Below are 12,654 nucleotides of genomic sequence, written 5' to 3' on the forward strand. Positions count from 1 at the left end.
CGGGCGCCGGGGGCGGCGCCGGGCCGGGTCGGGCCGGGGCTGCGGCTTGGGCAGGGTCCGGGTCAGGCCTCGGGGGCCGGGTCGGGGTCGTCGAGGGCGCCGGTGGCCAGGCCGAGTTCCCGCTCCGCCGTGGTGACGGCCATACGGGTCACCGCTGCCGGCCGGTCACCGGTGTCGGTGTTGGCGTGGACGCCGAGGCCGTCGAGCACGACGAGGATCTGTATCGCCGTCGCACGCGGGTCCTCCGTACGGAATTCCCCGCGCGCGACGCCCTCCCGGATGACGCCCTCGATGCGGCCGCGCCAGGCCGATTCCTGCTCGGCGACCCGGTCGCGGAGCACGGGCCGGTAGCGGCTGAGATGCCTGGCGTTGATCCAGAGCCTGCTGATGTCGTCGTACGTTTCCCCGGTCGCGTGTGCGAAGAACCGCGCCAGATGGCGCGCCGGAGTGTCGCCGTCCGCGGTCTCCGGGAGGAGGCGGTCGAGCTCGGCGGTCGCGGCATCGCCGAACGCCTCGGCCACCAGATCCTCCACCGAGGGGAAGTAATGGCTGATCAGACCGGGCCGTACGGCGAGCTCGTCGGCGATCCGACGCAGCGTGACGCACTCCAGCCCTTCGGTCAAGGCGATGGCCGCCCCCGCCTCGACGATCTCCGCCCGGCGGGCTTCGGGGGATTTGCGAACTCGTTTGCGCTGGACGCTTGACGACATACCGAGGATGCTATTGAGTGTGCGACCAATAAGCAAGCAGGTGGGTACGCCCAGCACCGGAGGTCCGCATGGCATCGACGTTTCCCGACCCGCACCCGGGCACCCGGGCCGCCCTGACCGCCGCCTCCGGCGCCCCGGCCGCCGAGGACCGCCCCGGCCGGATCGAGGTCCACGGCGTCGACCACATCCCCGACGCGGAACGCCACGGCCGGCCCCGCGAGTTGTTCTCCATCTGGGCGGCGGCGAACGTCAACTACCTCAGCCTGGTCGTCGGCGGCGCGCTGGTCCTCATGGGACTCACCCTCTGGCAGGCCCTCGCGGTGATCGTCGTGGGCAACCTGTTCTGGGTCCTCACCGGACTGCTCGCCACCTCCGGCCCCGCCGCCGGCGCCCCCAGCGAAGTGATCACGCGGGCGATGTACGGAGTGATCGGCAACCGGTTCAACAACGCGGTCCTGGGCTGGCTGGTCTCGGTCTGCTACTTCGCGCTGAACCTCGCGGCGGCCGCCACCGCGGCCTTCGCCCTCGTCGAGATGGCGGGTCTGACGCCCGGCACCGGCGTCAAGACCGCCGTCGTCCTGGTCATCGCCGCGCTCACCCTGGCCATCAGCGTCTACGGACACGCGCTGATCGTGCGGCTCTACCTGCCGATCACCCTGGTGCTCACCGCCGCCTTCGCCGTCGTGGCCTTCGCGGTGCTCGGGCACGCGGACTTCGCCTACGCCCCCGCCGAGCCGCTGACCGGCACCAGGCTGTGGGCGGCCCTCGCGGCCGGCGTCAGCCTCATCGCCGCGGGTCCGCTCTCCTACACCACCAGCGCCGACTTCTCCCGCTACCTGCCCCGCACCTCCTCGCCGAAGGCCGTACTGGGGTGGACCGCCGCCGGCGCCTTCCTGCCGAGCTTCGTCGTCACCGCGCTCGGCGCGCTCGCCGCGACGGCGGTGGACATGACCGACCCGGAGACCGCCCTGCGCGAACTGCTGCCCGGCTGGTTCTACCCCGTCTTCCTCCTCGCCCTGGTCCTCGGCACCATCGCCGTCAACGCCCTGACCGCCTACAGCGCCGGCCTCGCCCTCCAGGCCGTCGGCATCCGCATCCGCCGCTCCGTGAGCGTGCTCTTCGACGGGACCGTCGCCGTCGCCCTCACCCTGTACGGGCTGCTGTTCTCCAGCCTCCTCGACACCGTCAGCAACGTCCTCCAGCTGACGGTCGTCCTGATCGGCCCCGCCATGGCCGTGTACGCCACCGACATCGCGCTGCGCCGGTGCCGCTACGACGGCCTCGCCCTCGTGGACGAAACCCCGCGGGGCCCCTTCTGGTACACGGCGGGGGTCAATTGGGCGGGGGCCTTCGCGCTCGGTGCGGGCGTCGCCGCGTCGGCGCTCTGCGTCAACACCCTCTACACGGGCCCGGTGGCCGCCGCCCTGGGCGGCCTGGACCTGGCGCTCCCCGCCGGCATGGTGGTGTCCGCGGCCCTGTACGGGGCACTGATGCGCCGCGACCCCACCGTGCTCGAGGCGCGCGCCGCCGCCTGACGGGCGGCGGGGCCACCGGAGCGCAGTCCGGTGGCCCCTTCCGGGCCCTGTGCCACGGGCCCTGCACCACGGGCCCTGCGCTACGGGCCGGTCAGCCCAGCAGGCCCTTCATCCGGTCGATCTCGGCGGTCTGCGAAGTGATGATCGCGTCGGCCATGGTCTTGGCCTCGGGGAAGGTCCCGTCGGCCTTCTCCGTACGGGCCATCGCCACCGCGCCGTCGTGGTGCTTGATCATCAGCCGCATGAAGGCGGTGTCGAAGGCCTTGCCGGAGGCCTGCTTCAGCTGGTCCATCTCCTCGGCCGTCATCATGCCGCCGGATCCGCCATCGCCGCCCGCACCGTGCCCGGAGTGGTCCATGGCGCCCTCGGCGGGCACCTGCTCGCCCCAGGAGGTCAGCCACCCCGAGAGGGTCTTGATCTCCGGGTCCTGGGCCTTCTTGATCTGCTCGGCGAGCTGCTTGACCTCGGCCGACTCGGCACGGGAGGGCGCGAGGTCGGCCATCTCCACGGCCTGCCGGTGGTGCGGGATCATCCCCTTGGCGAAGGCCGCGTCGGCGGCGTTGTGCCCGCCCTGCCCGGCGGACGCCGAAGCGGGGGCGGAGGCCGCGGCGGTCGGGGTCCGGTCGCCGTGACCTCCGTGCCCGGCGGTGTCGTCCTTGCCCGACCCGCAGGCGGCGAGGACGAGCGAGGCGGTGGCCACCGCCACGACGGCGGCGGTACGGCGGATGAGGGAACGGTTCGTGCTCATGGTGGTGCGACTCCTTGTCCGGAATTGAGGATGCGACGGAGCGCGGCGGCCCGTGGAGGCCCCCGGCGCGGGTCGTCCTAGATCCGCAGGAGTTGCAGTTCCGCCAGGTCGGGTGGTGCGCGTCCGCTCTGCGCCGATGCCGTCGCGACGCCGTGCGGCGCCTCGGGCGCGGACGCCGCGCCGCCCGGGGCGGCGGCCGGGGCGGGCGGTGCGTACGGGGTGCCGATACCGGTCGCCGCGCAGGTGGCGTCGGCGTGGTGGGTGTGGTCCGATCCGCCGGCGGTGTGCGAGCAGCCTTCGGCCGCGCGTACCTCCGGGCCGGGCCGTTCGTGGTGGGCCCTCTCCATGGCGTGGCCGGCGGCCGTCGCGTGCGTGCGCACGGAGGCGGGCCCGGGGCCCAGACCGTGCATGGCCAGCACACCGGCCAGCACGACGAGCACGAGCAGCACGAGACCGCGCCCTGCCGGGCGGCGGCGCTGTGGCTGCACGCGGGAGATCATGGGGGCATCGTACGGAACATCCGGGCCGGATGCCCCACCGGGGTATCCGCCGCCGGCTCGCGCATCGGCTTGCGCATCGACCCCCGAGGGAGTTGCCTGGGTTCTGTCTCCCCTGGACGGGGGTGAGCCGAGGTGTTCTTCACCGATCGCGCCGACGCGGGTCGGCGGCTGGCCGCGGCGCTGCGGCACCTGGCGACGGAGGATCCCGTCGTCCTCGGGCTGCCCAGAGGCGGAGTACCGGTGGCCTTCCGGGTGGCGCGGGAGCTCGGCGCCCCGCTCGACGTGATCGTGGTGCGCAAGCTCGGAGTCCCCTTCCACCGGGAGCTGGGCTTCGGGGCGATCGGCGAGGGTGGCGTACGCGTCATCAGCGAGGACATCGTCCGCCAGGCCCGTCTCGCCAGTGCGGACGTCGCGGCGGTCGAGCGGGCCGCGCGGGAGGCGCTCGAACAGCAGGCGCACCGTCTGCGCGAGGGCCGGCCGGGGGTCCCGCTCACCGGACGCACCGCGATCGTGGTGGACGACGGGATCGCGACGGGCGCCACGGCCGCCGCCGCCTGCGAGGTCGTGCGCGCGCAGGGCGCCTCCCGGGTGGTGCTGGCCGCGCCGGTGGCTCCGCCGGACGCGGTGGCGTGGCTGCGGACCGAGGCGGACGAGGTGGTGTGCCTGTCGACGCCGCGCGCCTTCCGGGCCGTCGGCGAGTGGTACCAGGACTTCTCCCAGACCCCCGACGAGGAGGTCGTCGCGCTGCTGGCCGAGGCCGCGCGATCCCCTGCGCCCGCACCTCGCACCACCGAGAGCGAGGTCGAGGTGGAGGTCGACGCGGGCGCGCTGCGGCTGGCCGGCGACCTCACCCTGCCCCGCGGCCCCGACGGCTCCGGAGCGGTGGTGATGTTCGCGCACGGCTCCGGCAGCAGCCGGCGCAGCCCCCGCAACCGCGCCGTGGCGGCCGCGCTGAACCGGGCGGGCCTGGGCACCCTGCTCTTCGACCTGCTCACGCCCGCCGAGGAGTCCGACCGGTCCAACGTGTTCGCCGTCGAGCCGCTGGCGGGCCGACTGTCCGACGCGACACGCTGGCTGCGGAGCAGGCACGCGCCCGCGTCCGTCGGCTACTTCGGGGCCAGTACGGGGGCCGCGGCGGCGCTGCTGGCCGCGGCGGACCCGGAAGCGGACATCGGCGCCGTGGTCTCGCGGGGCGGCCGCCCGGATCTGGCCGGCCCGCGGTTGGGCGACGTACGGGCGCCCACCCTGCTCGTCGTGGGCGGCCGCGACACGACGGTGCTGGAGCTGAACCGGCAGGCGCAGGCGGAACTGCGCTGCGAGAACCGGCTCGACGTCGTGCCCGGTGCGACGCACCTCTTCGAGGAGCCGGGAACCCTCGACGAGGTGGCGGAACTGGCCCGGGCGTGGTTCACCCGCCACCTGAACGCATAGGGGACCGCACCCGGTCCGTCGAGCGGTCGAACGCGGCAAGATAACAGCCTTTGTGGGGCCCACCCGAATGTTTATCCAAGGGTGATGGTCCACGCGCAGCGGCACCACGAGTCGCCTAGCGTCCCGTGACACCCACGGAGCGAGGAGGCACTGTGTTGTCACTGCGGTGGCGATCCATCAACAGCCTGTCGGTGACCACGCGGCACACGATCGCGAACGGCATCGTCATCACCGCCCTTGCCGTCACGTTGATCGCGCTGCTGGTGCCCGTCCAGGGCTTCGGCGACCGGGCCCCGGTCGGGGCGACGGCCGCCCTCCCGGCGGCCGATGACGACGGCGCCGGGACCATGAGCACGGCGTACGGGCCGTTGACCCCCGCGGACCGGGACTTCGTCCGCAAGGTGCGGCTGGCCGGGCTGTGGGAGCTTCCCGCGGGCCGGCAGGCCCAGCAGCGCGGGACGCGCCCCGCGGTGCGCACGGCCGGGGAGCACCTCGTCATGGGCCACACCGAGCTGGACCAGCAGGTCATCCGCGTCGGCCAGGCCCTCGGTGTCGACCTGCCGAACCAGCCCAGCGCGCAGCAGCAGGAATGGCTGAGTCAGCTGACGCAGGCCCAAGGAGACGCCTACGAGCGGCTGTTCGTCCAGCTGTTGCGGCGCGCGCACGGGAAGGTGTTCGCGCTGCTGGCCGGGATACGGGCGCAGACCCGCAATTCCATGGTCCGCGCCCTGGCCACCTCGGCCAACACCACGGTCCTGGACCACATCACGGTCCTGGAGGAGACCGGGCTGGTCGACTTCGACGCGCTCTCCGACGCGGCCCCGGCGCAGGTTCCCTCCTCCCCGCCGCTCTCCTCCCCCGCTCCCCCGATCCCATCGAGGAAGAAGTGATCGCATGAGTCGAAAGGGCCATGAACGCCGCCGCCCGACGGGCAAACTGGCGGCCTTGATCTCCGCGTTGGTGCTGGGCGCCGGCGGGGTCGCCGTCGTCGCCGGCAACGCCTCCGCGGGACAGGACGGTGGGCGGGAACAGCAGTTCACGTCCACGATCGACTGCCCGGACGTGGGGGAAAAGCTCACCAACGTCCCCGACCAGGCGAAGGCCGAGGTCGACGAGAGCCTCGCCGAGCTGGACGGGCAGGTGGCCGACGCCTACCGGCGGCTGGCTTCGGGCGAGGCACAGGCCAAGGGGAAGGGCGAGGCGCAGGGCGAGGCCCTCCTGGGCGAGCTCGGCGCGAAGCGCGGCGCGACCATCGGTCGGATGACCGATGCGATCGGCCGGTCCGCGGCCCGTCCCGAGGAACTCAAGGCACTGAGCGGCTGCCGGATGGTGAAGGCGGCCGCGGAGGACACGGCGGCCTCGGGGCCCGACTTCGCCCGCAAGGGCGGTCCGGCGCGCAGCGACTTCGTGAACATCACCAAGGTCCGACCGAACGTACGTCCACCCGCTCCGTCTGCGGGCGCCTCCAAGGGCTCCTTCACCTCGCAGTGCGGCCGCAACGAGAACGAGCACTTCAACCCGGACAACGTGATCGTGGCGCCGGGTGTCTCCAACGGCGCCCACCACATGCACGACTACGTCGGCAACGTGTCCACGGACGCCTTCTCCACCAACAACAGCCTGGCCGCCGCCGGCACCACCTGCGGCAACGGCGACCAGTCCAGCTACTACTGGCCGGTGCTGCGGCTGCGCGACGGGAAGGCCGAGCAGGACGCGAAGGCTCCCGGCGGCGGCCAGGACGGCAACGTCGGCACCATCCTGCGCCCCAAGCAGGTGACCATCACCTTCCAGGGCAGTCCCGTCGGCAAGGTCACGGCCATGCCCCGTTTCCTGCGGATCATCACGGGCGACGCGAAGGCCTTCACCAACGGCACGGCCAACGCCAACGCCTCGTGGAGCTGCACCGGTTTCGAGGACCGCCAGCTGAAGGACAAGTACCCGGTCTGCCCCAAGGGCAGCGACGTGGTCCGCACCTTCACCTTCCAGAGCTGCTGGGACGGCCGGAACACCGACAGCGCCAACCACCGTACGCACATGGCCTTCGCGGACCGCGCGGGCCGCTGCCCGAAGGGGTTCACCGCCGTGCCGCAGCTGGTGCAGCGGATCACCTACGGCATCGCGCCGGGGGCCCGGTTCGCCGTGGACAGCTTTCCCGAGCAACTGCACAAGCCGGTGACCGACCACGGCGACTTCATCAACGTGATGTCGACCGGGCTGATGTCCAGGGCCGTGGACTGCATCAACTCCGGCCGCGGCTGCCGCTGAACCCCCGCGCCGGGCGCCCCCCTCCCCTACCGCCGCGCCCGGTCCGGGAAAAGGTGCCGGCCCGAAGCCTCAGGCTTCGGGCCGGCACCGCGTTTCCCTTCCTTTTCTCCCCCGGTCGCCGACTACAAGCCGTTGACGCGGGCCATCCGGCCGACGACGACGGGGGTGAAGTCGGCCGTGACCACGCGCGCCGCCCTGCGGGTCACCCGCGAGTGCTGGCGGCGCACCTGGGCCATCAGCCGTCGGCTGCGCAGGGCCATCTCCAGTTCGAACCGGGTCCGGGGGTCCCGCAATCCGGTACCGAAGAGCTTCTCCAGCTGGCGCATGCGGTAGCGGACGGTCTGGGGGTGCACGCTGAGCGCCTTGGCGGCCTCGGGAGCCCCGCCGCCTTCCAGCCACGCGAGCAGGGTCACCTCCAGCCGCTCGCTCTGGCGGGGGGTCAGGTCCGCCAGCGGGCGCAGCCAGCGCGCGGCGAGCGCGTGGGCCAGGGGCTCGTCCTGGAGCAACAACAGAGTGGAGAGGTGGTCGTCGACGAACACGGTCCGGGCTTCCAGGCCGCCCCGGGCGGGGGTCAGGGCGAGCAGGCGCAGTGCCCAGCGCAGCGAGGAGGCGGCGTCGCGGAGGGGGACGGAGTGGCCGACGGCGGCTCCGCGGCCGCGCAGCGCGAGTTCCAGGGGGGTGCGGGCGTCCGGGTCGGCGGTCGGGACCAGGAGGCACGGGCGGCCCGCGAACACGCCGGCGAGGGCGTCGTCGTGCAGGGCCGCCAGCTGCTGCGTGTCGGCGGGGGTGGCGAGCGCGATGGCCCGTACGGCCGGGGGGAGGTGCCAGTCCGCGGCCTGGGCGAGCTCGGAGAGGGAACCCTCCGATGCGGCACGGCCGTCGGTGAGCGCGTTGAAGAGGTCGTGCCGTGCCTGGTCGGCTACCCGACCGTGCTCGGGTTCGGGCTCGGGCTCGATGGCGGGTACGGGTACGGGTATGCGTGCCGGAACGGGAACGGCGTCGGGTATGGACGCGGGCGGGGGCCCGTGCCGGGGTTCCGCGTGGGCGCCGGGTTCCGGGTCGATGCCGGGGGCCGGGTCGGTGCGGGGTTCCGGGTCGGTGTCCGATTCCCCGTCGACTTCGGCCGGATCTCGATAGCCGAGGGCGGTGAGCAGTGCCTCTTCCACCTTCTTCCTGAGCAGTTCGTCGTCAATGGCATCGTTGTCATCGACAAGGGCGGATAGTTCCGGATTGCCATGCAGGAGTTCCTCCACTATCTCGGCCGCCAGGGCGGGGAGTTCCCGGCGCAGGACACGGGTCCACTCGCCGCGCGGGCGGGACCAGATGCGGTTCAGAAGTTCGCACATCGTTACCTCGATCGTGCCGGTGAGGCCTTGACGAAGGGGAGTCTTCCGGTCTTGTTCGATGCGCCGGAGAGCCGGTGCGAGAAATTATCACGGTTGGATAAATCCTGTGGAGGTGCTGCACAGGTCCACGATGCTTCTGCACTCCGACCCCAAGACCCGTCTGTCGGCTCGGAGTTCACAGGAGAACCGGATGCCCTTGCCCCAGCCGCACCTCCCCCGCTCGCACCGCGCGCGCCGCCGACATCCCGGCGCGCTCAGCGTCGGGTTCGCCGCCCTCGTATCGGCCGTCGTGGCGGCCCGCGCGGGCGTCCTGACACACCTCTGGGAGTTCCTCGACTTCGGGGCGGGCGTCCTCTCGCTCGTCTCGCTCACCGCCACCGTCCTGTGGGGACTGACCGCCACCGACCGGCTGTTGCTGGGACCGGGGGCCCGACTGCTCGCCCAAGGGGTGCACCGCGGCCTGGCCGTGGCGGGTCTCGGCTTCCTCGTCCTGCACATATGGGTCAAGGTGGCGGAGGGCCGTACGAGTCCCACCGCGGCGGCGGTGCCGTTCGCGGACGGGGACCGACCGCTGGTGATCGGGCTCGGCACGCTCGCCGGGTACCTCTTCGTGGCCGTCGCCGTGTCCGGCGGGGTGCGCAGCGCCTTCGCCACCAGGAGCCGGTCGCTGTGGTGGCGGGCGCTGCACGTCGGCGCCTATCCCGCCTGGGCCGCCTGCCTGGTGCACGGACTGAAGGCCGGCCGTCCGGCGGCCGGGTGGGTGACTGCGGCCTACGCGCTGTGCGTGGCCGGTGTGGCCGGAGTGCTCGTGCTGCGCCTGCGGTCCACGCTGCGCGGGGCCACTCCGCCGCCGGTCGTGCCGCCCGTCGGCTCCCGGGACCCGTTCGGGGGCAGGACGACGCGCCGCACGTCGTTGCGCCGCTCCTCGCCGCGCCGGGCGTCCGTGCGCAGGACGGTGGTGGGCTCGCCCCGGGTGGAGCAACTCGCGGGTCGGGAGCGGTGGCGGTGAACGCCGGGCCGCGCCCGGGCCTCGGCTGTGTGGGCGCCCCCAGGCTGCTGGCCGGTCTCGACCGGGCCGCCCGGCTCGACCGGGAAGCCCATCTGGCCGTGCACGGCCCGCTCCCCCGCTGCCACCCGGACGAACTCGTCACCCTCGCCGACGACATCGAGCTCCGGGGCCGGGGCGGTGCGGGCTTCCCCTTCGCCCGCAAGATGCGGGCGGTCATCCGGTCGGCCTGGGGTCGCAACGACGGGCTCACCGCCGTCGTGGTCAACGGCAGCGAGGGCGAGCCCAGTTGCCTCAAGGACACCGCGCTGCTGCTGCACGCCCCGCACCTGGTGCTCGACGGCGCGCTGCTGGCCGCCGCGGCGCTGGGCGCCGAGGAGGTGGCCGTGGCCGTGACCCGGGCGGACGTGGAGCAGTCGGTACGGGAGGCCGTCGCCGAACGCGGCCCCGCGGGACGCCGGGTGCGGGTGGCGAGACTGCCCGAGCGGTTCGTGACGGGCGAGGGCACGGCCCTGGTCGACGGTCTGAACGGCGGCGCGACGCTGCCGTCCGGGCAGAAGGTGCGCACCAGCGAGCGGGGCCTGGGCGGCATGCCCACCCTGCTGTCGAACACGGAGACCTTCGCCCAGCTCGCCGTCGCCGCCCGGCTCGGGGCGTCGGAGTACCGGACGGCCGGCCTGCCCTCCGAGCCGGGCACCGTGCTGCTGACCGTCGCCGGTTCCACGGTCGTCGAGACCCCGTCCGGGACCTCGCTCCCGTACGTCCTCCAGTTGTGCGGCACCGAGCCCGGTCAGGGCGTACTCGTCGGCGGCTACCACGGGAAGTGGCTGGACCCGGTCTCCGCGCGCGCCGCGCAGGTGTCCCGGCAGTCCCTCGACACGCTCGGCGCGAGGCTGGGGGCGGGCGCGGTGCTGCCGCTGCCCGAGGACACCTGTCCGGCCGGGGAGGTGGCACGGGTCGCCCGGTGGATGGCCGGGGAGTCCGCGGGCCAGTGCGGCCCCTGCGTACGGGGTCTGCCCGCGCTGGCCGACGTACTGGACGACGCGGTACGGGGCGGGGGCCGGGCGGCCCTCGACGCGGTGGAGGCGCGGATGCGCTCGGTCCTGGGGCGGGGTGCGTGCAGCCATCCCGACGGGACCTCGCGGTTCGTCGCGTCGGCGCTGGCCGCGTTCCCGGACGAGTTCCGCGACCACGCGCTCGGCAGTGGTTGCGGGCGCCGGGTGCTGGGGGCGCTGCCGCTGCCCCGGGACGAGAGTCCGGAGCGACTGGTCGTGGACTGGACCCTGTGCCGGGGGCACGGGTTGTGCGTGGACGTGCTCCCCGATGTCGTACGGCTCGACGCGGACGGCTATCCGGCGGAGGCGTCCATGGTGGTGCCGGGGCACCTGCGGCCGAAGGCCCTGCGGGCGGTGCGGCGCTGCCCGGCCCTCGCGCTGCGCATCCAGGGCTGAGCGAGTTCTTGGCGTGATCGGACAAATTCCGGGCCGAATTCACTGCCGCCGCCCCTTCCCCCGTATCAATGACGAAAGCACGGAAACACGGAAACGAATCCGAAGGAGCAATCAGTCGTGAAACGAATCCGACAGGGAATAGGCGCCGGGTCGGCCGTCGCGGTTCTGCTGCTGACGGCCGGGTGCGGCTCCGGGAGTGACTACGCCGGGAAATCGGGCGGGGTCAAGCCGGTGGCCGACAGCCAGAAGATCGGGTCCGCGTACGGCGGAAACGCCGACGGCTACGGAAGTGGTGGCGTCGGCGGCAGCGGGAGCGGGAGCGGGAGCAACCCCGCCGGCGATCCCGGCACCGTCACGACCCGCGCGGCGGGGCAGCTGAAACTGCGCGACATCCCCGCCGTGGGCGCCGCGGTCACCGACGGGCAGGGCCTGACGCTCTACCGGTTCGACAAGGACACCGCGAAGCCTCCCCAGTCCAACTGCGACGGGGAGTGCGCCAAGGCCTGGCCCCCGGTTCCGGCGGACGAGGCCACGGCCGGGGAGGGGATCGAGGCGGGCCTGCTCGGTTCGGTGCTGCGGGCCGACGGCACCCGGCAGCTGACCCTCGCCGGATGGCCCGTCTACCGCTACGCCAAGGACACCGCGCCGGGTGAGGCGCTCGGCGAGGGCGTCGCCGGGACCTGGCACGCGGTGGGGGCCGACGGAAAGCCCGCGGGCGCCGCCGCGGCCGGGGCGAAGAAGGGCGGCGTGGAACTTTCGGTGGCGCAGAACGCCACGCTCGGCGGAATTCTCGCGGATGCGGATGGCCGCACCCTCTACCGCTTCGACAAGGACAGCGCCTGGCCGATGAAATTCGGGTGCCTGGATTCCTGCCTGGACACCTGGAAGCCCGCCAAACCGGTCGACAAGGCGAAGATTTCGGGAATCGCCGCCGAATTGGTCGGCTCCGTGAAACGCCCGGACGGCACGGAACAATTGACGATCGACTGCTGGCCCGTCTACTCCTTCACCGGCGACAAGCAGCCGGGCGACATCAACGGTCAGGGGAAACAGGGTCTCTGGTTCGCCGTGACCGACAAGGGGAAGAAGGCGAAGCCATCCGCGTGACACCGGCCGCCGTGTCCACCGGCGTCGCGGCGGCGGTGGGCGCCGCGCTGCTGTGCGGCGGCTGCGGCGCCCACCCCGCGAAAGCTCCGGGGACGGCCCCGGAGAAGGTGTCCGCGACGGCCCCCGCGACGCGTTCCGTCTCGATCGAGGAGATCGCCGCGGCCATCGGCTGCACCGCCGAAGTGAGCGTGGAGGCCGAGGAGTTGCGGGAGGGCGGTTGTGAGAGCGCGCAGGGCGCCTACCGCATGGCCACCTTCGCCGCCGACGAGGGGCAGCGCTCCTGGCTGGCCGAGGCCCGGATCTACGGCGGCACCTACCTGGTGGGGAACCGGTGGGTGGTCACCGCCCCGCAGGCCGACGCGCTGGCCACCCTGCGCGAGCGCCTCGGCGGCTCCCTGGACACCGGCAGCACCCATGTCCACCACTCCTAGGCCGTGGTCGAGGCGGTCGCGGGGGGGGGGGGGGGGGGCGGGGCCGGGCCGGGGCCCCGCCCGGGGGGGGGGGGGGGGGGGGGGGGGGGGGGGGGGGGGGGGGGGGGGGGGGGGGGGGGGGGGT

General features: G+C 73.5%; 12 protein-coding genes. 8 read left to right on the forward strand and 4 right to left on the reverse strand.

Annotation, left to right across the window (positions count from 1 at the left end; translation table 11 throughout):
• Nucleotides 1-62 precede the first annotated feature (62 nt).
• Nucleotides 63-710: a TetR/AcrR family transcriptional regulator gene (locus ACFYZL_RS36000; protein ID WP_384744737.1), complete on the reverse strand. Its 648-nt coding sequence runs from the start codon at nt 708-710 to the stop codon at nt 63-65.
• 68 nt (nt 711-778) lie between these two features.
• On the opposite strand from ACFYZL_RS36000, the gene ACFYZL_RS36005 reads away from it, so the two are divergent.
• Nucleotides 779-2,245: a purine-cytosine permease family protein gene (locus ACFYZL_RS36005; protein WP_384744736.1), complete on the forward strand. Its 1,467-nt coding sequence runs from the start codon at nt 779-781 to the stop codon at nt 2,243-2,245.
• A gap of 91 nt (nt 2,246-2,336) precedes the next feature.
• Here the strand turns inward: ACFYZL_RS36005 and ACFYZL_RS36010 are convergent, their stop codons facing one another.
• Together ACFYZL_RS36010 and ACFYZL_RS36015 are read right to left on the reverse strand one after the other, a co-directional pair.
• Nucleotides 2,337-2,993: a DUF305 domain-containing protein gene (locus ACFYZL_RS36010; protein WP_384744734.1), complete on the reverse strand. Its 657-nt coding sequence runs from the start codon at nt 2,991-2,993 to the stop codon at nt 2,337-2,339.
• 77 nt (nt 2,994-3,070) lie between these two features.
• On the reverse strand, nt 3,071-3,493 hold the full coding sequence (locus ACFYZL_RS36015) for a DUF6153 family protein (RefSeq protein ID WP_384744732.1): 423 nt from the start codon (nt 3,491-3,493) through the stop codon (nt 3,071-3,073).
• Nucleotides 3,494-3,625: 132 nt separating this feature from the next.
• On the opposite strand from ACFYZL_RS36015, the gene ACFYZL_RS36020 reads away from it, so the two are divergent.
• The 3 genes from ACFYZL_RS36020 (at nt 3,626) to ACFYZL_RS36030 (ending at nt 7,189) form a co-directional block, all read left to right on the forward strand.
• Nucleotides 3,626-4,924, forward strand: coding sequence for a phosphoribosyltransferase (locus ACFYZL_RS36020; protein WP_384744731.1), 1,299 nt, complete (start codon nt 3,626-3,628; stop codon nt 4,922-4,924).
• Nucleotides 4,925-5,076: 152 nt separating this feature from the next.
• Nucleotides 5,077-5,814, forward strand: a complete 738-nt coding sequence (locus ACFYZL_RS36025) for a DUF4142 domain-containing protein (RefSeq protein WP_384744729.1) — start codon at nt 5,077-5,079, stop codon at nt 5,812-5,814.
• A gap of 4 nt (nt 5,815-5,818) precedes the next feature.
• Complete coding sequence (locus ACFYZL_RS36030) at nt 5,819-7,189, forward strand: DUF1996 domain-containing protein (protein WP_384744727.1); 1,371 nt, start codon at nt 5,819-5,821, stop codon at nt 7,187-7,189.
• Nucleotides 7,190-7,311: 122 nt separating this feature from the next.
• Here ACFYZL_RS36030 and ACFYZL_RS36035 read toward each other — a convergent pair whose 3' ends face one another.
• The gene (locus tag ACFYZL_RS36035; protein ID WP_384758624.1) at nt 7,312-8,535 is read right to left on the reverse strand and encodes a helix-turn-helix domain-containing protein; all 1,224 of its coding nucleotides are present in this window, start codon (nt 8,533-8,535) and stop codon (nt 7,312-7,314) included.
• Between the two features lie 190 nt (nt 8,536-8,725).
• Here ACFYZL_RS36035 and ACFYZL_RS36040 point away from each other — a divergent pair, with 190 nt between their 5' ends.
• From ACFYZL_RS36040 to ACFYZL_RS36055, 4 genes are all read left to right on the forward strand, one after another.
• Entirely contained in the window at nt 8,726-9,544 is an 819-nt protein-coding gene (locus ACFYZL_RS36040) for a hypothetical protein (RefSeq protein ID WP_384758627.1), read from the forward strand.
• Nucleotides 9,541-10,992 (forward strand): NADH-ubiquinone oxidoreductase-F iron-sulfur binding region domain-containing protein, encoded by a 1,452-nt coding sequence (locus ACFYZL_RS36045; protein WP_388684921.1) that lies wholly within the window; start codon nt 9,541-9,543, stop codon nt 10,990-10,992. Before ACFYZL_RS36040 ends, ACFYZL_RS36045 begins: the two co-directional genes overlap by 4 nt.
• A gap of 117 nt (nt 10,993-11,109) precedes the next feature.
• Entirely contained in the window at nt 11,110-12,099 is a 990-nt protein-coding gene (locus tag ACFYZL_RS36050; RefSeq protein ID WP_384758633.1) for an SCO0930 family lipoprotein, read from the forward strand.
• Nucleotides 12,096-12,530: a hypothetical protein gene (locus ACFYZL_RS36055; RefSeq protein ID WP_388684924.1), complete on the forward strand. Its 435-nt coding sequence runs from the start codon at nt 12,096-12,098 to the stop codon at nt 12,528-12,530. Before ACFYZL_RS36050 ends, ACFYZL_RS36055 begins: the two co-directional genes overlap by 4 nt.
• Nucleotides 12,531-12,654 lie beyond the last annotated feature (124 nt).

This window comes from Streptomyces sp. NPDC001717 (genome assembly GCF_042892775.1).
GTDB lineage: Bacteria > Actinomycetota > Actinomycetes > Streptomycetales > Streptomycetaceae > Streptomyces.